Here is a 25790-nt window from a genome sequence, read left to right as displayed (position 1 = left end):
AATAAACAACAACTATGGATTATTTAGACCATTTGGAAGCGGAGGCGATTTACATCCTACGGGAAGTGGCGGGCCAGTTTGAGAAACCGGCGTTGCTATTTTCCGGAGGCAAAGATTCGATTACGCTGGTTCATCTTGCGGAAAAGGCTTTCCGGCCTGGCAAATTCCCTTTTCCGCTGGTGCATATCGATACGGGACATAACTTTCCGGAAACCATTGAATTTCGCGATCGACTCGTAGCGAGGTTGGGTGAGAAATTAATTGTAGGCCATGTACAGGATAGTATCGACGCCGGAAAAGTCGTCGAACAGAAAGGGAAGAACGCCAGCCGGAATCCGCTCCAAACCGTTACCCTGTTGGATACCATTGCGGAACACGGCTTCGATGCGTGCATTGGCGGAGCGCGAAGGGATGAGGAAAAGGCACGTGCAAAAGAACGTATTTTTTCGGTACGCGATGAGTTTGGGCAATGGGATCCCAAACGCCAACGGCCGGAGTTGTGGAACATCTACAACGGACGGATACACAAGGGGGAAAACGTGCGCGTGTTCCCGATCAGCAACTGGACGGAGCTGGACGTGTGGAATTACATCCGCCGCGAGAACATTGATCTGCCCTCCATTTACTTCTCCCACGAACGGGACGTCATCACCCGAAATGGTCAATTAATGGCGGCAGCAGAGTTTCTGAATATGGATCACGAAGATGTTATAGAATATCGCAAAGTACGGTTCCGGACAGTAGGGGACATGACCTGTACCGCAGCGGTGCCCTCCGAGGCGTATCACATTGACGACATCATCGAAGAAATCAGGCAATCAAAAATCAGTGAGCGCGGCGCTAGGATGGACGATAAAGTCTCCGAAGCGGCCATGGAAGACCGTAAAAAAGGCGGATATTTCTAAGAAAGTGAGAAAGTAAAAAAGTAAAAAAAGCCAAGAACAAAAATCCGAACATGGATCTATTGAAATTTATCACAGCAGGAAGTGTAGACGACGGGAAAAGTACGCTGATCGGCCGACTGCTTTACGATACCAATTCAGTGCTGGATGATCAACTGGAAGCCATACAACGTGCTAACCGGAAGAACAACGACGGTACGCTGGATTTAGCGATATTGACGGACGGACTAAAAGCCGAGCGTGAACAAGGTATCACCATTGACGTTGCCTATAAGTATTTCCAGACAGAAAAGCGGAAATTTATTATAGCAGATGCTCCCGGACACATCCAATATACCCGGAATATGGTAACCGGAGCGTCTAATTCAGATTTAGCCATTATCCTGATCGACGCACGAAAAGGGGTGATCGAACAGACCCGTAGACATTCGTTTATTGTATCATTACTGGGTATTCCGAATGTGTTAGTGTGTGTAAACAAAATGGATATGGTCGATTACGACCAGGCAGTGTTCGACAAGATCAAATCGGACTACGAACGGCTCGTACTCAATCTGCGTATCAAACAAGTGGATTACGTTCCTGTGAGCGCCTTGAAAGGCGATAACATTGCGTCAAAATCCACGAATACATCTTGGTACAGCGGAAAATCTCTGTTGGATTTCCTGGAAACGGTGGAAGTAAACCATACGACAGCAAATAAACAAGCTCGTTTCCCGGTGCAATGGGTAATCCGCCCGCAAAGCGAAGAATTACCCGATTACCGTGGCTATGCAGGTAGGGTGGTAGGGGGCACATTTGCTGTGGGCGATCGCGTAGTAGCGTTGCCTTCGGAAGTTAGCAGTACGATTACCCGTATTGAGCTGGCTGCCAATGATTTAGATGTAGCGTCAGACGGTGCGTCAGTAATTATTCATTTGGCTGATGATATCGATATCAGTCGGGGAGATATGCTGGTAAAGCAAGATGAACAGCCTTCAGTATCCAAGCAGTTTGAAGCAGAAATCTGCTGGATGGATTCTAAACCGCTGGATATCAATCAATTTTATTTGATTCAGCAGCACGGTAAAACGGCTAAGGTTAAGATACAGGATATTATTTACCGGGTAAACATAGAAACGCTAGAACAATCGGCTGCCGTTGACCTTGGATTGAATGATATTGGTAAGATTCAATTCAAATCAGCAGACTCGTTGGCATTTGATAGCTACGTGGCCAACAAAACCAATGGCGGCGCAATTCTCATCGATCTACGCAACAATCTGACGGTGGCCGCATTGATGATCACCGAATCCCTCGATTAACAGTAACAACGCGAAAGAGTCCTCGAAGGGGACTCTTTCATAATTCTATTTAACATAACGTCAATTATGGTATTATTGATGCGTTTGTTTATTCTTGGTATCTGCTAAGAATGAATATAAAATGTCACTTTTCTTTGATAAATAGCTAACGAAATCTTATTTATCTTAAAAATTTTATAAATTTGGCGCAAAACTTATATTAAATTTTTAACGCATGCCGAATTATTTTCAATCGTTTATCGAAGACGTTGATAAGCGCAATCCAAATCAACCCGAGTTTCTACAGGCTGTCAGAGAAATTGCCGATGATATTGTTCCGTATGTTGAAAAATATGCGCCGGAATTCATTGACCTGAAGTTACTTGAACGGATGGTGGAACCGGAACGGACGGTTTCTTTCCGGGTAGTTTGGCAGGATGATCAAAACAACATACAGGTCAACCGCGGCTACCGGGTGCAGATGAACAGTTCATTGGGACCCTATAAAGGTGGTCTGCGCTTTTCCCCAACCGTGAATCTCAGTATATTAAAGTTTCTCGCTTTCGAGCAAACTTTTAAAAATAGCCTCACCGGGTTGCCATTGGGAGCTGGTAAAGGCGGTGCGGATTTCGATCCCAAAGGCAAGTCAGACAACGAGATTATGCGATTCTGCCAAAGCTTCATGACGGAATTATACCGACATATTGGTTCCGAGACGGATGTTCCCGCTGGCGATATTGGCGTGGGTGAGCGTGAAATTGGCTATTTATTCGGTCAATATAAACGGATCCAAAATAATTTTACCGGTGTGCTGACGGGCAAAGGCCCTACTTGGGGCGGCAGTTTTATCCGACCGGAAGCGACCGGGTTCGGATTGCTTTATTTTGTGGAGCGCATGCTCTATGAAACTGAAGATTCGTTGAAGGGCAAAACCGTTTCGATATCAGGTGCAGGCAATGTTGCCTATTATGCTGCGATTAAAGCGATTTCGTTGGGTGCGAAGGTAATCACGGTCTCTAATAGCAACGGAACGATTTATGACGAAAGTGGTTTTACCGTAGAAAAGCTTGATTTCGTAAATTCCCTTAAACGTAATCTGCAGGAATATACGACACGTTATGCTGGCGCAACGTATCATGCGGGCAAAAAGCCTTGGCAATTTAAATGTGATATAGCACTCCCCTGTGCAACCCAAAATGAACTCGACGAAGACGATGCGAAGCAACTAATCAAAAATGGGTGTATCTGTATTGCTGAAGGCGCTAATATGCCCAGTACCGAAACTGCTGTAAAGGAAATATTGAAATCTAAGATCTTGTATGCTCCCGGTAAGGCTGCAAATGCCGGCGGTGTTGCCGTTTCTGGCCTTGAAATGTCTCAGAATCGCATCGGCCAGCAATGGAGTACGGAAGAGGTGGATTGCAAGCTTAAGAAAATCATGCATGACATACACGATACCTGTCTGCATTACGGTAAAGACAAAAACGGTCGCATCAATTATATGAAAGGTGCCAACATCGGCGGGTTTGTGAAAGTAGCCACGGCGATGCGGGCACAGGGCTTGGTGTAAATAGAGCTGCACCCCATGAGAACGATCGCGGAACTCCCCCACCCTGACTTCAAAATCACGCTCTTTGCGATGAACCAAAAATTCATCCTTAAATTTGAGCAAGGGACACTTGAACAGGTTTATAAAATAGCAGAGGTTGATCTGACCGATGGAGCCAATGGGGTGTTGCAGTTGATTGATGACGACTTTACGAAGTCTGTTTCCCAACGCTTTGATGAAATGCGTCAATCTTTCATCAGCGCCTATAAACGTCATGAATATTGACCGTTTAGGCCAATAGCTTTTCTACGATTTTGGGGACGGCGATGGTAGCTTTGTCATCAAAACAGATGATGTCAGACTGGCGGGATAGCGTGGTCGCCTGTGGGTCGACAAAATATTTCACAGCGTGGGTCGGCACTTCGTCCAGTAAACCTGCTGCAGGATATACCTGTAACGATGTGCCGACAACAATAAATATATCCGCCTGACGGCAAATACCGATTGCCTCCCCCATCGTAGGGACAGCTTCGCCAAACCATACGACGTGGGGGCGCAATTGACTACCCAATTCGCAAAGCTCGCCCATGCGGATTTCATGGCTTGCCAGGGAATACACCAACGTGGGGTCTACACTTGATTGTGCCTTTGTAATCAATCCATGAAGGTGGAGTACGTGGCTTGACCCTGCCCTTTCGTGGAGATTATCGATGTTTTGCGTGACGATCGTTACTGGATATTTTTCTTCAAGTTTTGCCAATGCCAGGTGAGCAGTGTTGGGTCTGGCTTCCAGCACGGCTTTCCGGCGGACATTATAGAAATGCTGCACAAGTTCCGGGTTTCGTTCCCACGCCTCCGGCGTAGCTACCTCTTCTACCCGATACCCTTCCCACAGTCCATCCGCCCCGCGAAAGGTCCTGAGTCCGCTTTCGGCTGATATACCCGCGCCCGTAAATACCACGATTCGTTCCATCGTACAAATTAACCAATTTCTCAAGTAATTACGGAACGATTTTGCCCGGAATGGTTTACCTTTGCCGGCGATGATCGAACTGTATACCGATGGTGCCTCAAGTGGCAATCCGGGACCCGGTGGATACGGTGTTATCCTGAGGTCCGGGCCTCACTACAAAGAAATATCCCAAGGTTTCCGGAAGACCACCAACAACCGTATGGAACTGCTTGCGGTAATTACCGGACTGGAAGCGTTGCGGAAACCCGGCCAGGAGGTGGTGATTTATTCTGACTCAAAGTATGTTATTGATGCCGTGGAAAAAGGCTGGGTGTATGGCTGGGTACGGAAAGGTTTTGCCGGAAAGAAGAATAAGGATTTATGGATGCGTTTTCTTCAAGTTTATAAACTGCACCGGGTGCGGTTCGTCTGGGTGAAAGGCCACGCAGGTCATCCCGAAAACGAACGTTGTGACCAGCTTGCGGTGCAGGCCTCGCTTAATTCAGTACACTGGCAGATTGACGGCGTATTTGAATCGGGAGATTCGTAAAAACCGCTCTGTAAATACCTATTTTGGTGTATTGCCAGCGCACGTCTTTTTCTCGATGTTTGTGACATTGTAAAAATAACGTTTTAAAAAAGACCTGTTATGAAAGATTCAATCCATCCAAAAAAAAGTAAGTTAAACCTGATTTCTGTAGAACTGGCACAACACATGGTTAATGCTTATAAGGAACAGCGCGGTGCGCCGGCAGCCAAAATGCGCAGTAAAGAATTGGGTAAAAAAGTCGAAGAACCCCGCTCATTTTGGGTGAGCAAAGAAGCACTGCTCGAACTGATGACCCTTAATAAGGCCGATGGCATCCGGTTTTACTACGCGATTGCGGATGATTATCCGGGCTTCCCCTTAAAAAAAACAAATCATAAAAAAGCACATACGGTGGTGATGGTAGCTACGCGATCTAAAGATCCGGATAACCCTACCATGGAAAACAGTACCGATTGTTTGAACATGCCCCAAAAGTCGGAAAGTGCCGTTGGAAATGGTGGCAAGGTTGGATCTGTTATTTTTCCGCTTGCCCCTTCACGAGCCGGATTACCAGCTGATGAACTGGACCTATGCCCTCCTCCATCACCCTCAGAAGGGCTTATGCTATAGTCGCGGCTGAATCCAATCACCCCTATGAATGCTGCTACCCTTATCCTGCTGGGACTGATTTTGTTTGGTGCGGCGATTGGATTTTATAGCCGGAAGAACCTGGAATTGCCTGTTCTTAAGCTATTCCCCTATTTTTTGCTGTTTCAGTTTGCGTACCAGCTTGCTGCATCGTTGTATTCTTTTGTGTTCACCGATCATGCGTCCAACCATTTTATATTCAATTTGGCGTTGCCGGTTAATATTCTTTATTTCGGCATGTTGTATCATGGCATCATCCGGAATCCGGCTAAGCGGAAACTAATTTTCGTTGGCACCGCATTGAACTTGATTTTCTTTGTCATTAACCTGCTTTTCATTCAGGAAATCTCGTTCTTGATGACGTATTCGCGAACGGCCATGTCGGTCTCGTTGATCGTGTATAGCTTATTGTATTTCCACGAGATCGTCACCGACGATTACATAGAAAATATCAATCCGGTTCGCAATGCCTCGTTTTGGATCATCACCAGCATATTTTTTTTCTACCTGAGCAGCACATTGACGATCATTTTCTGGAATTACTTCGTTGTCAATAACGAATATGTTGGAAGCGTAATGATGCGGGTATTTGCTTTCCTCTTGTATTCAATGTATATTGCTGGCATGCTACTACATAGATCGACCGACGGTGATTCATAGTACAACGATATGGATGCATCCAATATTGAAGTGATTATTGCGGTTCTGTTCGGGAGCCTGATACTTGCTTTGATCGGTGTCTTTATGTTTGTGATGGTCATTGTTTATCAAAAGCGGAAAATCAGGAACATCCGCGAACAGCAAAGGCTGATTACTGAATATGAACAGGCTGTACTGAAGGCGAAGGTAGAAATGCGTGAAGAAACGCTTAAGTACGTCGGTCAGGAATTGCATGACAATGTGGGGCAAGTGTTATCATTAATCAAGCTTTACCTTTCGCGGCCGGAACTACAGAAACAGACGGATAGTACTCAGTTAATTGACCAGGCAATTCTCGACATCCGCTCCTTGTCTCAGGATCTCAACATCAACCGTGTCGAACAATATTCGCTCAATGATTTTATCGAGCAGGAACTCAACAAGGTACATAAGTCGGGCCTCGTGAAAACATCCTTTGAAAGTGAGGGGACCTGCGAGCCTTTGAATATACAGCCCAGATTGATGATCAGTCGCATTTTTCAGGAATGTATCAGCAATATCTTGAAACATGCAGAAGCAAAGCATATATTTGTGAAGCTGTTGACAAAAGCGGGAAGTTGCACGTTGTCTGTGCGGGACGATGGTGTGGGGTTTGAAACGACTGCCGTGCAACATGGATCTGGGTTGATTAATATGTGTGATCGCGTGAAGCTCATTGGTGGCGACATAGAGATCATGTCTTCTTTAGGTGCTGGAACGGAAATAAAGCTTCGGATTCCCCAAAGCTGACAACTTGCGGAAAACTGATCAGATGATAACAATTGCCATAGCCGATGATCACAAACTGATGTCTGAAGGGATTGCTTCTATTTTGCAATCTGATCCGGACTTCTCGGTAACCAAAATCTGTACCAATGGTAAAGAGTTGGTCGAATATTTAAAAAACCATGTTGTCGACCTGGTATTGATCGACCTGAATATGCCGGTATTAAATGGCCCGGATACAATCCGGATCTTGCGAAATAACTGCATACCCGTGAAAATCGTTGTACTGAGTATGTATGCGGACGAAACGATTTACGCAAAATGCCGCGAATTGGATATCAACGGGTATCTGCATAAGGATTCGGATGCACAGCATCTTATCGACACCATCAAAGTTATATCAGCGGGCGAAAACCGCTACGACTACGACCACCCGACCAAATCGTCGTCTACGGACAATTCACTCTTTGAAGATAAGTTTGTAAATAAGTTCAAACTATCCCAGCGCGAACTGGAAATCATACAACTAGTACGAAATGGGCATACCAACCAAGAGATTGCCGATATCCTTTTTCTATCCATCCATACCGTCATGACTCATCGGAAGAACATCCTTCATAAATTGGGGGTACGCAATACGGCGGAAATGCTTACGCTGATAAGCAGTAATTAGGTGTCAACGCCAACGGGTGTAGGACTGTAAAGGTAGCGTATCTCCTCCCGCAAATTGTAACGGGAAGCCATTACCTCGCCATATGCTCCGGCTGTACGGATCGCAATCAGGTCGCCGCGCTCGCACTTCGGAAGCAACACTTCCTTACCGAAACAATCGCTGCTTTCACAGATAGGACCTACGACGTCGTAACGCAGTTGTTCCGCATCCCCTTGCGCGCCTGCGTCGCCATCGAGCTTCTCGATCTGATGGTAAGCTTGGTATAATGCCGGTCGCATCAGTTCTGTCATCCCGGCATCAAGAATAAGAAAATTCTTCTTGATACCATTTTTGACGTACAGCACCCGGCTGATCAAACTGCCACATTGCGACACCAACGCCCGACCCAATTCGAAATGTACTTCTTGTCCCGGTTTGCGCTCAAGGAAATCGGCAAATACGGAAAAATAGGATTGAAAATCGGGGATCGGATGGAGATCAGGTTGATGGTAGTCTACACCGAGTCCCCCCCCTACGTTTAACACCTGTAGCCGGAATCCCCGTTCGTCAAACCAGTTGTTGAGCTCGTTGACTTTTACGCATAAACTTTTGAACACATTCAGGTCGGTTATTTGCGAACCGATATGAAAATGTATCCCGATTAATTCGAGGTGTTCCGATTGCCCGAGTGTCTCTACGGCTTCCCCAAGTTGCCAATGGGCGATACCGAATTTGTTTTCATCTAATCCGGTGGTGATGTACTGATGGGTTTGTGCATCTACATTCGGATTGATCCGCAAGGCCACGCGCGCTTTTATTCCCTGTGCGGCGGCCAAGGTATTAATGACGGTTAGTTCGGCTATGGACTCGACATTAAACGCAAAAATATCGTGATTCAACGCCTCCCGAATCTCCCTGTCGGATTTGCCTACGCCCGCAAACACAATATCGTTGGGCCGAAAACCGATCTCGATCGCTTTCTTTACCTCGTTACCGCTTACGCAATCTGCTCCGAAGCCAGCGTTCCGTATTAAGCTGAGTATCCGCTCGTTGAAATTGGCTTTCAATGCATAATGCACATGGAATCCATGCTTGTCCGCAGCCTGTTTTGCTGCGTCCAATGTTTGTTGCAGGAGCAAAAGATCGTAGTAATAAACCGGCGTTTCCTGATGGGAAATGGCTTCAATGAGTTGTTTGCGATCAAACATAATCTAATCAGTCACCCGTTATTGAGTTAAAAAAGTCTGTTGTGCAACGATCGCAAGGCCTCCACCTTGTGTTCAGTCTGCACTAGCACGGATATGTTATAGTTACTGCCGCCATAGGAAATCATCCGTATGGGAATGTGCTTTATGGAATCCAACACACGGGCGGCATATCCATGGGTATTAAACCCGAAATCGCCCACGACGCATACGATGGTTTGATCGCGGTCTATTTCAACCGAACCGAAGTCTTTGAGCTCCTTTTCGATATCGGATAAATATCGGATATCGTCGATGGTGAGCGATATGGCCACCTCCGACGTGGTAATCATGTCGATGGGTGTTTTATAACGTTCAAATACCTCAAACACCCGCCGTAAAAAACCATAGGCAAGCAACATCCGCGAAGAGTGGATACGAATTGCCGTGATACCGTCCTTTGCTGCAATTGAACGTACAACACCCTTAGCGGCACCTTCTTTATTGATCAGTGTGCCCGGAGCGTTGGGTTCCATTGTATTCAACAAGCGTACAGGGACGTTATAACGTTGAGCTGGAAACACACTTTGTGGATGTAGAATCTTTGCACCGAAATAGGCCAATTCAGCTGCTTCGTTAAAACTGAGGTTAGCAATGGGGGTGGTTCCCTTCACGATACGGGGATCGTTGTTATGCATTCCATCGATATCCGTCCATATCTGAATTTCGTCGGCGCTGATGGCCGCACCGATCAGCGAAGCTGTATAGTCGCTTCCACCCCGACGGAGGTTATCAATTTCACCAAATGCATTACGACATATATACCCTTGAGTAATAAAGAGATTATGGTCGCTTGATTGAAGTAATAATTCCGTTAAGTTTTCGCGAATGAAATCTACTTTCGGCTCGTTATCCTCATCAATTTTCATGAAATCGAGGGCCGGCAGCAGTTTCGACCGGATGCCTAGCTCGGTCAGGTGAAAATGAAAAAGCGTGGTGGAAATCAGCTCACCCTGTGCAAGAATGATTTTCTCTTCGATCGGCGTAAAAAGTTCGTTAGCGAAAGAAGCAATGAAGTTAAAATGGTAATCAATCAGTTCTTTTCCATTCTGGAGCCCCTCTTCGGTACTAAAAAGTTCAGCGATCAGCGTGCGATAGCGGCTATGCAGGGTCTCGATAAGGGAGGAAGCCCGATCTTTATCCCCTTCGGTAAAGGCCTGGGAAATTTCGACCAATGCATTGGTCGTACCGGCCACCGCCGAAAGCACAACGATTTGGCGTTCTTGCGGGTGGATGATATCAAGTAGTGCCTTGATTCGTTCGGCATTTCCGACAGATGTTCCCCCAAATTTCAATATTTTCATCTCACCGTATCTCGCTAGTTATTTCTTTAGGTGTTCAATAATCAAATTGGCCAATTCTTCACCGATGCGTTCTTGGGCCTCATTGGTCGCTGCGCCGATGTGCGGCGTCAACGACACCTTGGGATGGGTAAGCAGCTCAGTTCGTGGGGTGGGTTCATTATCAAACACATCCAAACCCGCGAACGCCACTTTTCCACTATTAAGCGCTTCAAGCAGCGCCAACTCATCGATCACGCCCCCCCGGGATGCGTTGACAATCCCAACTCCCGGTTTGACTTGTGCAAACTCAGCCGCTCCGATGATAGGCTTATCGATGAAAGGCACATGCAACGAAATAAAGTCAGCACGTTCCAATAAGTCTGCGATTTCAACCTGTTGAATCGGAATGTCTACGGTAATGCCGCCAGACAACACTAGGGGTAGGCTCTTGGGCGCCTCAAATAGGTCACTGACGATTACGTCCATTCCCAAACCCAACCCGACTTTAGCCGTTTCGCGACCGATCCGTCCGAACCCGATTACACCCAGTGTTTTTCCACGTAGCTCCACTCCCTTAGCATACGCTTTTTTGAGTCCGCCGAAATTGGTAGCACCCTCCACGGGCATTTTGCGCTGTGAATCGTAAAGGAAGCGGACCCCTCCTAATAGATGGGCAAAGACCAATTCAGCTACCGATAGTGAAGAAGCAGCCGGGGTATTGACAACCGCTATTCCTTTTGAGCGCGCATAGTCTACGTCAATATTATCCATGCCTACTCCCCCCCTACCAATGAGCTTGAGATTAGGGCATGCATCAATCAGTGCTGCGCGTATTTTCGTCGCGCTGCGTACGGTAATCGCATCGTAAGCTTGCAATCGTTCTGCCAGTTCTTCTTGTGGTATGTGCGTGGTATCCACGGAAAAGCCCGCATCTTCGAGCAATTGTTTTCCCAAGGGATCTATTCCGTCGTTTGCTAATATTTTCATTTTTTTAGATTTTAGATAGGAGATTTTAGGTAGGAGACAATCTCATACCTCATACCTGGCGTCTCCTATCCTATATTACGAATTCTTCTCTTCAAATTCCTGCATCGCGTCCACCAGTGCGTTGACACCTGAGATGCTCAATGCGTTATAGATGGAGGCTCGGAATCCTCCTACGCTCCGGTGTCCCTTGAGACCAATCAGTCCCCGTTCTTTTGCCAGGTCGAGGAAAGCCGCCTCATGGGCTTTATCTTCGGTAACGAACGTTACGTTCATCCGTGAACGGTCTTCTTTAACAGCGGTACCTTTAAACAGCGGGTTTCTATCGATTTCGTCGTAAAGTGTACGAGCTTTGATGATATTTTCCTGTTCAATCACTTCTACGCCGCCTTTATTTTTCAGCCAACGAAGGTTGAGCATGGATACATAAACCGAGAATACCGGAGGGGTGTTATACATCGAACCGGCCGCAATATGGGGCTGGTAATCGAAGATGGTGGACAATGTGCGTCCTGTTTTCCCCAATAATTCGTCTTTTACGATTACCAGTGTTGCACCAGCTGGTCCCATGTTTTTTTGCGCACCTGCATAGATGAGTCCGTAGTCGGCTACATTGATTTTTCGGCTTAAGATATCCGACGACATGTCAGACACCAACGGGATGCTGCTTTGGGGCGTTTCGAAGACTTCCGTACCGAAAATCGTATTATTGGAAGTATAATGAAAATACGCCGCATCTGTCGGAACGTCGTAATTCTTCGGTATGTATGTGTAATTGGTGTCTGCGGAAGAAGCCACCACGGTTACGTCTCCAATTTTCTTCGCCTCTTTAATGGCCTTACTAGCCCACGTTCCCGTATCCAGGTAAGCCGCTTTTCCGCCTTCGGGAAGGAGATTCAACGGTACCATGGCAAACTGCGTGCTTGCGCCTCCCTGCAAAAACAGAATGGAATATCCCGTCGGTACGGAAAGTAATTCGCGTACGAGACGTTCTGTCTCAGCCATTACGGCTTCAAATTCTTTACTACGGTGTGAAATTTCCAGGATAGACAACCCCGTGTCATTGAAATTCAGTACCGCTTGAGAAGCTTCCTGGAAAACTTCCTGGGGTAGTATGCACGGTCCCGCTCCAAAATTGTGTTTCATATACGCTTATTTGTTAACTTCACGATCGCTCGTGTTCATATTGCTAAAAGGTGTATGCTGTTTAATTAGCCGCAAAAATAATAATTATTTATTGAAATTCATTCAATAATTATTATTGTTTGTTGCGAATAATTCAATGAGTGTCGACTATTCGATGCCGTATTTTTCCATTTTGTTGTACAACGTCTTTCGGTCTATGTTGAGCATTTGGGCTGCCTTGCTTTTATTATACTTAGCTTTCTGCAATACGTCCATGATCAATTTGCGTTCGTGGGCCTCGCTGTGCAAGCGCAGGTCGGGGTTATCGGAAGACGGCGTGGGATTTGCAGCACTATCCGGGTTTTTGATGGCGAACACCATTTCTTCAGGAAGGGCGGAAACCTCTGCCCGGGTGCCGGGCGAAAGTAATACCATCCGTTTGACGACATTCTTCAATTCCCTGAGGTTACCCGGCCAGTCGTAGGCACCGAAAATCTCCCTCACTTCATCGGCCAATTCATTCACTTGCCTACCGAGTTCCACATTTGCTTTACTTATAAAGAAGTCAACGAATTGCTGGAAATCGCCTCGTCTGTCGCGAAGTGCGGGTACAATAATTTCAAATTCATTGATGCGGTGGTAGAGATCTTCCCGGAATTTACCCGATCCAAGCAAGTCCTCATTGGTCGCCGCGATGACCCTCACATCCACATTGACAGTCTTATTCGCACCTACGGGCTGTATCACTTTCTCCTGCAATGCCCGCAACAGTTTCACTTGTACATCGTAGGAAAGGTTGCCAATTTCATCCAGGAAAAGCGTGCCGCCAGACGCTTCCACAAACTGGCCTGTTTTATCGTTTAGGGCGCCGGTAAACGAGCCTTTTACGTGTCCGAATAGTTCACTGGAAGCCAGTTCCTTCGAAAGTGTACCGCAGTCAATTGAGACAAATGGCTTATCAGCACGCTTGCTCATCTGATGGATCGAGCGCGCTACGTATTCTTTGCCGGTGCCGCTCTCTCCACGGATCAATACAGACATGTCTGTAGGCGCAACCAACGCAATGTAATCATGAAGTTTACGAGCCGCGGTACTCGTGCCCTCCACGAAGTCTGTTTCCATCGTGGTTAGCATTTCATTGGGTTGATTATGCAAAGCGGGCCGTTCCCGTTCTGTCGACTTGCCCTCCAGCGCTTCGTTCACAACCATGAGTAATTCATCCGGATTGACCGGCTTGGTAATGTAATCAAAAACCCCTTGGCGGATGGCTTTTACTGCCGTACGAACGTCATTGAAGCTGGTCATGATGATGGACGGAATCGCTTTGCCTTCCACGCGGAGGGCATCAACAATATCGAGCCCGATGCCGTCACCGAGTCGGTAGTCCAACAGAATCAAATGGAATGTGTCGCGCTTGAGCGCCTCGATGCCGCTTTTTACACTGTACTTTACCACGACATCGAAGCCTTTTTTCTTTAGAAAGTTTTCGAGTATCGTTGCAAACGTTGTATCGTCTTCTACCAACAGAATATTGGCCATGTATCAAAGATTAAAAAGTTGACTGCCTGTTTTAGTATATCGAACGGCCAAAGCCGTATTTTATTTTGCTAATTACGTTAACTGTCTCGTTCTTTAGTGAATATACTCCCTATCCCCCGCCCGATCCGCTGAAAAAGCGGAGTCGTGGGTACCTCTTCAAATTCATCCAATGAACGCCCTCCCCTTCTTCGTGGAAATACAAGAATGCGATTATGTAAGTGATAAACTTTGTCCAATTTTTTAGGAATCCGATCAAACGAATATCGATAGGAAAGTTCGCCCTGCCTGGCAGAAATAAACACGATGAGATCGCTGTCGTTTACGAATTTACGTAAATCCCGAAGTTCATCCCAGTCGTCATGAATGGAGAACACGATTTGAACACTACTCTTAAACTTGGCTAAATATTCGTTTATAGCCGCTTTTGTACGTTCTGTACAGATGGTGTGAATGGGGATGCTGAGTTCTTGCGATAGCCGCTGGATTTTATCCATACAGAAAACAAAGCCTAATTCGGTTTCCGCAAGAGGTGGACAAAATAAGGTTAGGCGCTTATGGGAAACTAAAGGCCGATTTACCTGACACATAAATAAATTGGTGTCCGTTTGGTTAAGGATGCTCTCTGTTTTTTCACCTACCAATTTCTCGATAATACCAGGCTTACTGGGCCATCCTAACAAAATCGCGTCTGCAGATGTTTCTGTTGCCGCTCGACTGATACCATTGGGTATGTTATAATCGATGGTAGTCATGATGGTCACCTCGGTCTCCGTCCCAGCAGCATATTTAACCGTCGAGTCCAGGTTTTTGCGGGCCTTTTGCAAATTTTGTTCCGCTAGTTCATCGTTCGGCACGACCGTCAGCACCGTCAACGGGTGTGGCGATTGCTTACTTTTGATCAACGTCGCAAAATCCAGCAATGCTTCCATGTTATTCAAGTTGGCAATTGGCAGAATCAATTGTTCTTCTTTGGCAATGTTACGCTTTGATACGACGACATCCTGTTCGCCAGCAACCACTATTTTTTTGGACGCAGATTCGGTAACCAGTGAGGCAACGATACAACTGGCCAATATGAGAATAATGGTTCCGTTCAACGCATTCTCTCCCACAATTCCGTATTCGTGCCCCACCATGATGACCGCCAACGTAGCAGCAGCATGGGCGCCACTGAGGCCATAGATTACCTGTCGCTGGACGTTGGAATACTTGAATAGTACTTGTGTTAATAACGCGGCACTCCATTTGCCGGTCATGGAAATGCCGATTAAGGTACCAGCAATCAGTAAGGCTTCCGGCTTTTCGATCAAAATCCGGACATCAACGATCATCCCCACACTGATTAAGAAAAAGGGAATGAAAATTGAATTGCCAATAAACTCAATCCGGTTCATAAGCGCAGAGGAATGAGGAATCAACCTATTCAGTGCTAACCCAGCCATAAAAGCTCCGATAATAGGCTCCAAGCCTGATATCTCAGAAAGGAATGCTGCAAAGAAAACCACACACAATACGAAGATATAGTGCGATGTTTTTTCTCCTTCCACTTTTTGGAAAAACCATTTGGCAATCCGTGGGATCACCCCAAACATGATCAACAGAAAGACGGTGAATGAAATGCCGAAACTCCACCAGAATTGCGTATTTAAATTGTCATAAAACGCGGCAACGATGACAGCAAGAACAACCAATACGGCTGTGTCGGTCAAAATCGTTCCGCCGATCGCAATCGCAACTGCTTCGTTTTTCGAAATCCCATAGCTGTTAACAATGGGATACGCCACCAACGTATGGGTTGCCAACATGCTGCCTATCAAGATACTGGGTACCATATCGTATCCCAACAGGTAATAGCAAACAGGAAAACCGATTAAAATGGGTACAGAAAACGTAAGAAAACCGAACATGATGCTTTTGTGCCGTGTTTTCCGAAACTCCGTCATATCCAATTCCAGACCGGCAACAAACATAATGTACAATAAGCCGATGGTTGAAAACAGGTCTACTGCCGAGTTCTTCTCCAATAAATTCAATCCGTTTGGACCGATTACAATCCCCGAAAGGATCAATCCAATAATACCTGGAATTTTTATCCGGCGCAACAAAATGGGTGACAAAAGGATGATGAACAGGATCAAAGCAAAAACGAGCACGGGATTGCTCAAGGGGATATCAAATGCGTGACTAATATGGTCGAAAAAGTTTTTGATCATAAATTAAACAAGTTTCCTTCGTCGCCGCAATGTAACAAAGATTCTCTTAAATACCGTCAAAACCCGTCGGAAATTATCATTGAAACCGGATTGCTTTAATCGGACTGATTTTGCCGATCAGGTACGATGGGATCAGCAAGACGGCTAATGAAACCACGGCAACACCGATGTTGAGTAAAACCACCTCCATTAACCCGATGCTGACGGGAATATAGGAAATGTAATAAGAGGCTTCGTCCAGTTTGAAATACCGCGTTTGCTCCTGAAACCAATACAATCCTCCACCCAGCAGGTTGCCAAACAACAAACCCAATCCGATTAAATAAGCAGCCTGGTATAAAAATACTTTTCGAATGCCACCATCCGTATAACCCAACGCTTTCAACAGGCCGATCATCGAGGTACGTTCCAGGATCATGATGAGTAAAGCCGATATCATATTTACGGTGGCTACGACCATCATGAGAATCAAGATAATCACGGTATTGACATCCAGCAGGTCCAGCCATTGAAAAATCTCCGGCAATTGGTCGCGTACGTTTACCGCGTCTACCTCGACAGGCAGTATATCTTGTATTTCGGTGGTCATCTCGGTCAATTTATTAAAGTTGCCGATGGCCACTTCGTATCCACCCACCTGGTCTTTATCCCAGTCATTTAATCGCCGGATGAGGGAGATAGCGCCAATTACGTACGTTTTATCCAATTCTTCCACGCCGGTGTGGTAAATACCCGCAATCTGAAATTTACGCAGCCTTACCGGTTCCTGGACAAAATACATGATAAAATCGTCGCCAACCCTTAATTGCAGCCGATTGGCTGTATATTGCGAAATCAGAATCTGCCTGGCTGCTTGGGTACTGTCGGAAAAATCGATGGTTTGGCCCTCCACCAATAGCTCGTTCAGGAAATGTGGATCATACGAGGCATCTATGCCTTTGAGCAGGACACCCTCTACTTCACTGTTCACATTGATAATTCCCGGTTTTGTGGCAAAATAGCGGATTGACGAAACATCGGGGAGTTCTTTCAGTTTCTGCACCTCGGATGGGGTGAGGACAAACGGTGTCGGTTCATAAGATACATTGAGGTCGTAGTTGTTGAGCACAATGTCGCCGAAAAATCCCCGCTGTTTAGCTGTTATTTCGCCTTTGAACCCTTTGAGTACGGCAATGGACAATAGCATCGCGGCCACGCCGAGTGTGATGGCTCCAATGGCCACGCGGACAATGAGTCCCGAAAACGTCCGCTTGCCGCTGACGGCAGCCCGCTTTGCCAAAAAATAGGGAAAATTCAAGCCTTTCGATATATTTTGTACCTTTGCAAAGGTAAGACACGGGATTAGAAATACGAAATCAGAAATTCAAGATGCGCATTATTTTCATGGGAACGCCGGAGTTTGCCGTAGCCTCGCTGGATGCGCTGCTGAACGCCGGAGAAGAAGTGGTAGCCGTAATCACGGCACCAGACAAGCCAGCGGGCCGCGGACAGAAACTTCAGCAATCGGCGGTGAAAGTATACGCTGCCGCTCGCGGGATCCCCATTCTTCAGCCTGAGAAACTACGTGATCCCCAATTTCTGAATGACCTGAAATCGTTTGAAGCCGATCTGCAGGTGGTCGTAGCCTTCCGAATGTTGCCAGAAGTTGTATGGAGCATGCCCCCGCTGGGTACCGTTAACCTTCATGCCTCCCTCCTGCCCCACTATCGCGGTGCGGCTCCCATCAACCATGCGGTAATCAACGGCGAAACCGAAAGCGGGGTGTCTACGTTTCTTTTACAGCATGAAATTGACACCGGCAACATCCTGTTCTCCCAAAAAGTAACCATCGGTCCCGACGATACGGCTGGCGATCTGCATGATCAGTTAATGACTGTCGGTGCAGGACTGCTGGTAAAAACCGTGAAAGCCCTTGCGGCCGGAAAAATCACCCCCATTCCGCAGGAACGCCTGGCGGGGGATGCTGTACTGAAACACGCTCCGAAAATATTCAAAGAAGATGGTAAAATTGATTGGCATCGTCCCGTTGATGAAGTACACAATCTTATTCGCGGATTAAGTCCGTATCCCACGGCATATACCGAACTGGATGGGCATCCCTTGAAAATCTTTAGGTCAGTCAAAGAAAGGACATCGGTCAGTCATCCGATAGGTACGTATTATACCGATGGAATGACTTTTTTGAAATTTGCCTGTCCGGATGGCTATATTGATGTTCGCGACGTACAACTAGCCGGAAAAAAAAGAATGGACATCCGGGCATTTTTGAGGGGATATCGCCCCCGTTCTGTCACAATTTTCACATAATGGGTCGGGTAATTGCCTTCCATTTTCCGTTAGTTTTCTGGTAAATAACTCTAATACAGATACTTATTGTTTATGCGTTGGGGATTCCTGCCATACTGACATAAATTATTTGGAACACTTTTTGATAAATAATTTATTAAAAAAAAATCCGATAATTTCCTCTAAATCAGACAACTTTTTCCGAAAAAATCAGTTAATATGATGGAGAAAAGTCGTATTTTTGCAAACTTTTTAGAAAGGAAGGTACTAATATATTAAATGAGACAGCTCAAAATTACACAATCCATTACCAATCGGGAGTCACAGTCGTTAGACAAGTACTTGCACGAGATTGGTAAAGTAGACTTAATTACAGCAGAGGAAGAGGTTGTCCTTGCCCAAAAAATCCGCGAGGGCGATCAAGCTGCATTGGAGCGGTTGACCAAGACGAATTTACGTTTTGTAGTTTCTGTAGCAAAACAATATCAAAACCAAGGACTTACCTTAGGAGATTTAATCAATGAGGGAAACCTGGGGTTAATCAAGGCTGCTAAACGGTTTGACGAAACAAAGGGGTTTAAATTTATCTCCTATGCGGTTTGGTGGATCCGTCAATCCATTCTTCAGGCTATTGCCGAGCAATCGCGTATCGTACGCCTTCCGCTGAATCAGGTAGGTTCACTCAGCAAGATCAGTAAAGCCTTCTCCAAACTGGAGCAGGAATATGAACGGGAACCGTCACCAGAAGAATTAGCGGATATATTGGAAACCACCGTAGACAAGGTATCCGATACGTTAAGCAATTCAGGTCGCCATGTATCCATGGATGCCCCGTTTGTACAGGGTGAAGAAAATACATTACTGGATGTATTGGAAAACAGTGACCCCGATACGGATAGCACCCTGATTGACGAATCGCTTTCTGAGGAAATAAAACGGTCATTAGCTACCCTTACCGAGCGTGAACGAGAAATCATCGTGTTATTTTTCGGCCTGGGATCTAACCATCAGTTGTCATTGGAAGAAATCGGTGAGAAATTCAATCTTACCCGCGAACGCGTCCGCCAAATTAAGGACAAGGCGTTACAGCGGCTTCGTCACACTTCACGCAGCCGGATATTGAAATCCTATTTAGGTTAATTATTTATTATTGTCAAAAAAAAACGCCCTGTTTTACAAGGGCGTTTTTTTTTGGTGGTGATGGCTATTTCGTTATTCAGCCGCTGGCATTAATACGAATTTGAATAAGCGGTCCTCAACGAGGTACTTATTCGCCACGGCTTTTACGCTTTCCGCGGTTACGTTACGCAACTCATCCACGTAATTGAGGATATACGCCGGATCTTCATTATTCTGGTACGAACCCGATAAGTGGCCCAGCCAGAAACCATTTTCCCTCAGCTGTACTTCCAATACACGCTTCTGTTCGCTCACGAACTTATCGATATCGACCTGTTCAGGTCCGTTTTGTTTTATTTTGTTGATTTCATCGATTGCAGATGCCATCAACGGTTCTACCTTTTCTGGGCTGGTACCATACGCTACACTGAATGAATAGCGATAGCGGGGATACTTCGCATACGACGCACGTGCCGATACACCGTAAACGCCACTCTCAGCTTCCCGGAGCCGCTCAATCAATTTAATATTCAAGATGCTTTCCAACGCATCCAGCTGCATGTTTTCGTCTTCCGAATAATCGTAATCGCCGAAATAATACATCCGCACGCTGGATTTCTGCTCTTTGCCACGGAATACGGTGCGCTCCAGCCCCTTCTCCGGCGGATAAATCCCTAGGTCGGGCGCTTCTTCTTTCCGCCCTGTATTCGGCAAGCCTCCCAGGTACTGTAATATGATTGGCATAATTTCAGCTTCTGTGAAGCTGCCCACCACGGTAAATGTAAAATCAGAGGCATCCGCAAAGCGATCTTTGAAGATGTCGTACGCACGTTGTGGGTCAATCTGATCCACTTGTTCGACGGTCATGCTCGTACGCCGGATGTTATTGTTATACAAAACGGCGTTGATGGTATCGGCAAACACCGCATCGGGATCATCCGATCGATTGGCCAACGATGCCTTTATCCGCTTCATATACCCGTGAAAAACATCCGGATCCAATCGCGGAACCGCAACGTATGCATAAATGAGCTCGAAAGCCGTTTGCAGGTCTTTCTTACCGCTGGAGGCACGGAAGCCTTCCGTACGCTCGCTGATGTAGGGCTGCACGGAAACGTTCTTGCCACTTAGGTATTTGGTAAGTTGTGTTGCATTGTACGGACCAAGGCCACTGCCATTCACCACGGTCGCGGCATAGGCGGCAGAGAGAAAATCCGTATCGCTGTAAAGCGAAGTGCCGCCGGGACTGAAGGCGGTGATATCGATTTCATCGTTTTTGAAATCCGTGGGCTTCAACACGACTCTTACCCCGTTGCTTAGTTTCAATTCGGTCACTCCCAATTCGGGCTTTTCAACTCGCTTTTCAACCGTGCCGGCCTGTGGGGGTGTTTCCAGAAGCGGTACATCCTGCATATTGTCGTCATAGGGTGCAATATCAGTGCCCTTGATTGCTGCTAGCCAGCTATTAACCGCCGTTTCATCCGGTAGGTTGCCTTTGTCTTTATCGGGTGCCAAAATCAGGATGTCCCGATTGCTATCTACGTAATACTGTTTGCCCAACGCATTGACGTCTTGCACGGAGATGGTTGCCATGAGCTGTTTGCCCAGGCGATATCGATTTTCGTTGCTCAATGCACTTTCTCCTTCCAGGAAATGGTTCAGGTAGCTATCCACATAGCTTTCCGATTTACGTTTGTCACGTTCTGCGTAGGCCGATTCCAAACCGGTCAGAAAGTTGTTTTTAGCACGTTCCAGCTCGGTCTCCGTGAAGCCATGACGGCGAATACGTTCAAATTCTGTTACGACCGACTCGAATCCGCGTTGGATTTCACCGGGTTTGGCGACCACGTACATCGTGAAAGCATCCAATCCTCGTAAAAAGCCACCGATGCTCCCTCCCCCTTGGATGAAGGGAGGATCTGATTGACGTGTGAGTTCCGCAAAGCGCGCCCCCGCCATCTGATTGAATAACGACTTGGCTAGTTGCGTTCGGTAGTCTGCCACCGTTTTAACTTTCGCTTCCGGGTGCTTGACAACCACCTGCACCACGGTTTGGGGCATTTCGGGGTCTGTCACTGCCAGAAACTGGTTTTTGCCCGTAAGCGGAATCTCGTATTCGTTGCGCGCTGCCTCTTGCTCCGGATTTTTCAGGTCGGAAAATAGGGTTTTGATCTGAGCTTCCATTTCGGATACATCAATGTCGCCTACGATGATGAGCGCCTGTAAATCGGGCCGATACCATTTGTGATGGAAATTGCGGAGCGTTTCATAACCAAATCCTTCAATGCTTTCCTTGGTGCCGATGGGCAGCCGCTTTGCATAGCGCGATTGGTTGAGGATCATTGGCAAGTACTGATCGCGCATGCGCTGTTCAGCGCCACGGCCTCCCAGCATTTCGTTGAGTACCACGCCGCGCTCTTTGTCAATCTCGTCGTCGCTCAGCAGCGCATCCTGTGCCCAATCGCGCAGTACCTGCAACCCGTTTTTGAGCAACTCGGGGTCATCAGACGGGATCGGCAATTGATACACCGTTTCATCAAAACTGGTATAAGCGTTCAGATCCGATCCGAAACGTACGCCGGCCTTTTGCAGGTAATCCACGAGTTCATGCTTGGGGAAGTTTTTCGTTCCATTGAATTGCATGTGTTCGAGGAAATGAGCCAGACCCAGTTCGTCGTCCGTTTCGAGTATGGATCCGACCTTCGTTGCCAGGTACATCACCACCCGGTCTTTGGGTTCCGCATTGTGACGGATGTAGTAGGCAAGTCCATTTTCGAGTCGGCCCTGGGTTACTCCGTCGTCCATCGGAAGCGTGTCCGTAAGCGGAAGATCACCCGCTTGTTCAGCATGTTGGCCCATTGAAGCCTGGATGGAAAGCAACAGGAACAGGAGTGGAAACACCACTGCGCTGATCAATCCGTTTTTAGTATGCATACGATTAAATTTAGTTCAAAAAGGCTTTTTACTGAGGTTATCTAGGGTGTGAGATATAGTTAGTAATGCCCTTTTAGTGAGTACACGATAAGTTGTTCGGCTTCGATTTTGTAGACATAACGGTCAACGTGATTGATTCTCCGCGACCATTTCCCGCTCAGGTCATATTTCAGAGGCTCCGGTTTACCGATACCCGTATAGGGTGACTCGATGATCGCTTTGGTCAATTGTGAGATTTTTTTGAGAACAGGTTTATTCCCTGTCCTTTGCCAGTAAGTCAGATCATCGATAGCTTCAGGTAAAAAAATTACTTCCACAACGCATCAAGCTCCTGGAGTGTGATTTTTTTACCTTCACCTCTTTGTAAGGCTTCATCTCCCCTTTTTATTTTTGCTACAAAATCCGCGTTATAAGGAGATTCGTCGGCTTTCCAAAATGTAACATCCAAAGCCTTCAATACAGCCTTAATAGCAGCCAACTGCTTTTTATTGTGAGCCTCTACAATCAAAGTTTCCATTGTAGCAAATATACAACTTCCTATTTATTTTGCAATTAACACAGACCGACCAATTTGTCGGCTTTCGGCGATTTATAGCCATTTGTATTTGACGCAAGTAGGAATTGACTTTACCCATTTAAATCATAAAACTTTCCCATCATTCCATAAAACTTCCGGCGGTTTAACACCGACATTTGTAGTGTTCAATCAAAGAAAGTTATGGAACACACAAATGATACGATATACCTGCCACTCGAAAACGTTGAAAGCGAACATTGCGCATTAATCGTGGACAAAGGGTTGGCAGATGTGCCGGAAATCAGCCACCACCGTGTCGAACTGAACAACCGGCGTGCGGCGATCACCGCGGGCAATGCGATCACTGCTATACCCGAGGCCGTAAAGAAAATCCGCGACCTAGGGTACGGTGTAACGACCGTAAAACAGTCCTTTCCAGTGCTCAACCTCTCCTGTGCTTCGTGTGCCAATAGCACGGAAACCATCCTTACGGCTCAGCCGGGGGTGCTTTCCGCAACGGTCAACTACGCCAACGCCACTGCACAGGTGGAGTACGTACCGGGCATCACGGACGCCCAGCAATTACGAGCAGCCGTGCAGTCCATCGGATACGATCTGATGATCGATGAAACGGCGGAAGCCGCCGAGTCGCTGGAGGCGCTGCAGCAATCCCACTTCAAATCATTGAAAAAGCGTACCGTGGGTGCCATCCTTCTGGCGATTCCCTTAGTCGTCGTCGGGATGACCCCCGCATTGATGAATCAGGGGTGGGCCAACTACGTGATGTGGTTGCTGGCTACACCTGTGGTATTTGTATTCGGCCGCCAGTTTTACATCGGCGCATACAAGCAGGCGAAACACCGTTCGGCCAACATGGATACCCTGGTGGCCTTAAGTACCGGTGTCGCCTATCTTTTCAGTGTATTCAATGTGCTCTTCCCCGAATTCTGGCACAGCCGCGGGCTGCATGCACATGTCTATTTCGAGTCGGCCGCTGTGGTCATTGCCTTTATCCTATTGGGTAAGCTGCTCGAAGAACGGGCAAAGGGCAACACGTCCTCGGCCATCAAAAAACTGATGGGGCTGCAGCCCAAAACGGTCACCGTGGTTCATGCAGGGGGGCATCAACAGGAAACCCCTATTGCCAACGTGGCCGTGGGCGACACGTTGCTGGTGAAGCCCGGCGAAAAGGTTGCCGTGGATGGCACCGTGGTTTCCGGCAATTCATACGTGGATGAGAGTATGATCAGTGGCGAGCCCGTGCCTGTGGCCAAACAGCCGGGGGCGGCGGTTTTTGCAGGTACCCTCAATCAGAAAGGTAGCTTTCAGTTTAAAGCGGAAAAAGTGGGTGGTGCCACCTTGCTGGGCCAGATCATCAAAATGGTGCAGGATGCCCAGGGCAGCAAGGCACCCGTACAGAAACTGGTGGACCGGATTGCCGGAATTTTTGTGCCCATCGTCATCGGTATTGCAATCCTCAGCTTCGGGTTGTGGATGATTTTCGATGGCCAGGAAGGATTTACCCATGGCCTGCTGGCGCTGGTTACCGTGTTGGTTATTGCTTGCCCCTGCGCGCTCGGATTGGCCACTCCTACCGCCATTATGGTGGGTGTCGGCAAGGGCGCCGAGCAGGGTATCCTGATCAAGGACGCCGAAAGCCTTGAACTTGCCAAGAAGTTGGATGCCATCGTCCTCGACAAGACGGGCACCATCACCGAAGGTAAGCCGGAGGTCGTGGCGTTGCACTGGGAAGTACCGGAGACGGACGAGCTGCGCAACATCCTGTACAGCATCGAGCAGTCATCCGAGCACCCCTTGGCCGACGCCGTCGTAAAAGTGCTTGATGGTCAGGCCGCATTTCTACAGGACATGGCTATTGAAAACATCACCGGACAGGGCATAAAAGGCAGATACAATTCGAAGAATTACCTGATCGGCAACGCGGCATTGCTGAAAGCGCACCACATTACCGTCAGTGAGCAGACCCAGCAATGGATCGACGGGCAACTGGATCTCGCCCATACGGTCATCCATTTTGCGGATGAATCCACCTTGCTGGCAGCCGTTGCCATTGCCGATAGGATCAAGCCTACCTCAGCGGAAGCGATCCGTAAATTGCAGTCGGCAGGTGTAGCCGTGTATATGCTAACCGGCGACAACGAGCAGACCGCCAAATCCGTTGCCGGGCAGACAGGGATCAGCCACTTCCGGGCAAACGTATTGCCCGCTGAAAAAGCAGATTTCGTAAAGGACCTGCAGGCAAAGGGGCATGTTGTGGGCATGGTGGGCGACGGCATTAACGACAGCAATGCGCTTGCCCAGGCTGATGTTGGTATCGCCATGGGCAAAGGCAGCGATATTGCGATGGACGTGGCCAAGATGACCGTCATTTCAAGCGACCTCACCCGGATTCCCACGGCCATCCAGCTTTCGAGGAAAACGGTAGCCGCCATCAAACAAAACCTGTTCTGGGCGTTTATTTATAATATCATCGGAATACCGATTGCCGCCGGGCTGCTGTATCCCATCAATGGTTTTCTGCTGGATCCAATGATTGCCGGAGCAGCCATGGCCCTCAGCAGTGTGAGCGTGGTGAGCAACAGCTTACGGTTGAAATGGAGTTGATC

23 protein-coding genes are annotated in these 25790 nt (G+C 47.3%); 12 read left to right on the top strand and 11 right to left on the bottom strand.

The annotated features are described in order from the left end of the window. Positions 1-14 precede the first annotated feature (14 nt). From cysD to BMZ56_RS18035, 4 genes are all read left to right on the top strand, one after another. On the top strand, positions 15-905 hold the full coding sequence (cysD, locus tag BMZ56_RS18050; protein WP_090629041.1) for a sulfate adenylyltransferase subunit CysD: 891 nt from the start codon (positions 15-17) through the stop codon (positions 903-905). A gap of 50 nt (positions 906-955) precedes the next feature. Continuing rightward, on the top strand, positions 956-2206 hold the full coding sequence (locus BMZ56_RS18045) for a sulfate adenylyltransferase subunit 1 (protein WP_177195203.1): 1251 nt from the start codon (positions 956-958) through the stop codon (positions 2204-2206). Between the two features lie 214 nt (positions 2207-2420). Then, positions 2421-3755, top strand: a complete 1335-nt coding sequence (gdhA, locus tag BMZ56_RS18040) for an NADP-specific glutamate dehydrogenase (RefSeq protein WP_090629040.1) — start codon at positions 2421-2423, stop codon at positions 3753-3755. 15 nt (positions 3756-3770) lie between these two features. After that, on the top strand, positions 3771-4019 hold the full coding sequence (locus tag BMZ56_RS18035) for a hypothetical protein (RefSeq protein ID WP_090629038.1): 249 nt from the start codon (positions 3771-3773) through the stop codon (positions 4017-4019). A 4-nt stretch (positions 4020-4023) separates the two neighbouring features. Here the strand turns inward: BMZ56_RS18035 and BMZ56_RS18030 are convergent, their stop codons facing one another. Beyond that, positions 4024-4707 (bottom strand): SIR2 family NAD-dependent protein deacylase, encoded by a 684-nt coding sequence (locus tag BMZ56_RS18030; RefSeq protein WP_090629036.1) that lies wholly within the window; start codon positions 4705-4707, stop codon positions 4024-4026. Positions 4708-4777: 70 nt separating this feature from the next. Here BMZ56_RS18030 and rnhA point away from each other — a divergent pair, with 70 nt between their 5' ends. The 5 genes from rnhA (at position 4778) to BMZ56_RS18005 (ending at position 7940) form a co-directional block, all read left to right on the top strand. Then, entirely contained in the window at positions 4778-5236 is a 459-nt protein-coding gene (gene rnhA / locus BMZ56_RS18025; RefSeq protein ID WP_090629035.1) for a ribonuclease HI, read from the top strand. Between the two features lie 99 nt (positions 5237-5335). After that, positions 5336-5845, top strand: coding sequence for a hypothetical protein (locus tag BMZ56_RS18020; RefSeq protein WP_090629033.1), 510 nt, complete (start codon positions 5336-5338; stop codon positions 5843-5845). Between the two features lie 24 nt (positions 5846-5869). After that, complete coding sequence (locus BMZ56_RS18015; protein WP_090629032.1) at positions 5870-6523, top strand: hypothetical protein; 654 nt, start codon at positions 5870-5872, stop codon at positions 6521-6523. A 9-nt stretch (positions 6524-6532) separates the two neighbouring features. Further along, entirely contained in the window at positions 6533-7291 is a 759-nt protein-coding gene (locus BMZ56_RS18010) for a sensor histidine kinase (protein ID WP_090629030.1), read from the top strand. Positions 7292-7313: 22 nt separating this feature from the next. Further along, a complete protein-coding gene (locus tag BMZ56_RS18005; RefSeq protein WP_090629028.1) occupies positions 7314-7940 on the top strand; it encodes a response regulator transcription factor in 627 nt (208 codons plus the stop codon). Here BMZ56_RS18005 and lysA read toward each other — a convergent pair. The 7 genes from lysA to BMZ56_RS17970 all read right to left on the bottom strand — a co-directional run bounded on the left by lysA (position 7937) and on the right by BMZ56_RS17970 (position 17604). After that, positions 7937-9127, bottom strand: coding sequence for a diaminopimelate decarboxylase (gene lysA, locus BMZ56_RS18000; protein WP_090629027.1), 1191 nt, complete (start codon positions 9125-9127; stop codon positions 7937-7939). The genes BMZ56_RS18005 and lysA overlap by 4 nt on opposite strands. Positions 9128-9153: 26 nt before the next feature. Then, positions 9154-10467: an aspartate kinase gene (locus tag BMZ56_RS17995; protein ID WP_090629025.1), complete on the bottom strand. Its 1314-nt coding sequence runs from the start codon at positions 10465-10467 to the stop codon at positions 9154-9156. An 18-nt stretch (positions 10468-10485) separates the two neighbouring features. Then, complete coding sequence (locus BMZ56_RS17990; RefSeq protein WP_090629024.1) at positions 10486-11433, bottom strand: D-2-hydroxyacid dehydrogenase; 948 nt, start codon at positions 11431-11433, stop codon at positions 10486-10488. A gap of 75 nt (positions 11434-11508) precedes the next feature. After that, the gene (serC, locus tag BMZ56_RS17985; protein WP_090629021.1) at positions 11509-12576 is read right to left on the bottom strand and encodes a 3-phosphoserine/phosphohydroxythreonine transaminase; all 1068 of its coding nucleotides are present in this window, start codon (positions 12574-12576) and stop codon (positions 11509-11511) included. Positions 12577-12723: 147 nt separating this feature from the next. Next, entirely contained in the window at positions 12724-14094 is a 1371-nt protein-coding gene (locus tag BMZ56_RS17980; protein ID WP_090629020.1) for a sigma-54-dependent transcriptional regulator, read from the bottom strand. Positions 14095-14171: 77 nt separating this feature from the next. Then, positions 14172-16307: a cation:proton antiporter gene (locus BMZ56_RS17975; protein WP_090629018.1), complete on the bottom strand. Its 2136-nt coding sequence runs from the start codon at positions 16305-16307 to the stop codon at positions 14172-14174. A gap of 76 nt (positions 16308-16383) precedes the next feature. After that, positions 16384-17604 carry an ABC transporter permease gene (locus BMZ56_RS17970; RefSeq protein WP_090629017.1) on the bottom strand — a complete coding sequence of 407 codons (1221 nt, stop codon included), beginning with the start codon at positions 17602-17604 and terminating at the stop codon, positions 16384-16386. A 71-nt stretch (positions 17605-17675) separates the two neighbouring features. Here BMZ56_RS17970 and fmt point away from each other — a divergent pair, with 71 nt between their 5' ends. Then, a complete protein-coding gene (fmt, locus tag BMZ56_RS17965) occupies positions 17676-18614 on the top strand; it encodes a methionyl-tRNA formyltransferase (RefSeq protein WP_090629015.1) in 939 nt (312 codons plus the stop codon). Between the two features lie 258 nt (positions 18615-18872). Then, positions 18873-19733 carry a sigma-70 family RNA polymerase sigma factor gene (locus BMZ56_RS17960; RefSeq protein WP_090629014.1) on the top strand — a complete coding sequence of 287 codons (861 nt, stop codon included), beginning with the start codon at positions 18873-18875 and terminating at the stop codon, positions 19731-19733. 72 nt (positions 19734-19805) lie between these two features. On the opposite strand, the gene BMZ56_RS17955 is transcribed toward BMZ56_RS17960, so the two are convergent. Genes BMZ56_RS17955 through BMZ56_RS17945 form a run of 3 tightly spaced genes read right to left on the bottom strand, consistent with a single transcriptional unit; the run spans position 19806 to position 23163 of the window. After that, positions 19806-22646, bottom strand: a complete 2841-nt coding sequence (locus tag BMZ56_RS17955; protein ID WP_090629012.1) for a M16 family metallopeptidase — start codon at positions 22644-22646, stop codon at positions 19806-19808. 59 nt (positions 22647-22705) lie between these two features. Next, entirely contained in the window at positions 22706-22963 is a 258-nt protein-coding gene (locus BMZ56_RS17950; protein ID WP_090629011.1) for a Txe/YoeB family addiction module toxin, read from the bottom strand. Further along, complete coding sequence (locus BMZ56_RS17945; protein WP_090629009.1) at positions 22954-23163, bottom strand: DUF2683 family protein; 210 nt, start codon at positions 23161-23163, stop codon at positions 22954-22956. The genes BMZ56_RS17950 and BMZ56_RS17945 overlap by 10 nt, the downstream gene beginning before the upstream one ends. A 201-nt stretch (positions 23164-23364) precedes the next feature. On the opposite strand from BMZ56_RS17945, the gene BMZ56_RS17940 reads away from it, so the two are divergent. Continuing rightward, on the top strand, positions 23365-25788 hold the full coding sequence (locus BMZ56_RS17940) for a heavy metal translocating P-type ATPase (RefSeq protein WP_090629007.1): 2424 nt from the start codon (positions 23365-23367) through the stop codon (positions 25786-25788). The last annotated feature ends 2 nt before the right edge of the window (positions 25789-25790 follow it).

The sequence above is a fragment of the Parapedobacter indicus genome (assembly GCF_900113765.1).
Taxonomy (GTDB): Bacteria; Bacteroidota; Bacteroidia; order Sphingobacteriales; family Sphingobacteriaceae; genus Parapedobacter; species Parapedobacter indicus.
The sequence above is the reverse complement of the archived record's forward strand: the minus strand, read 5'-3'. Positions and strand labels throughout refer to the sequence as shown.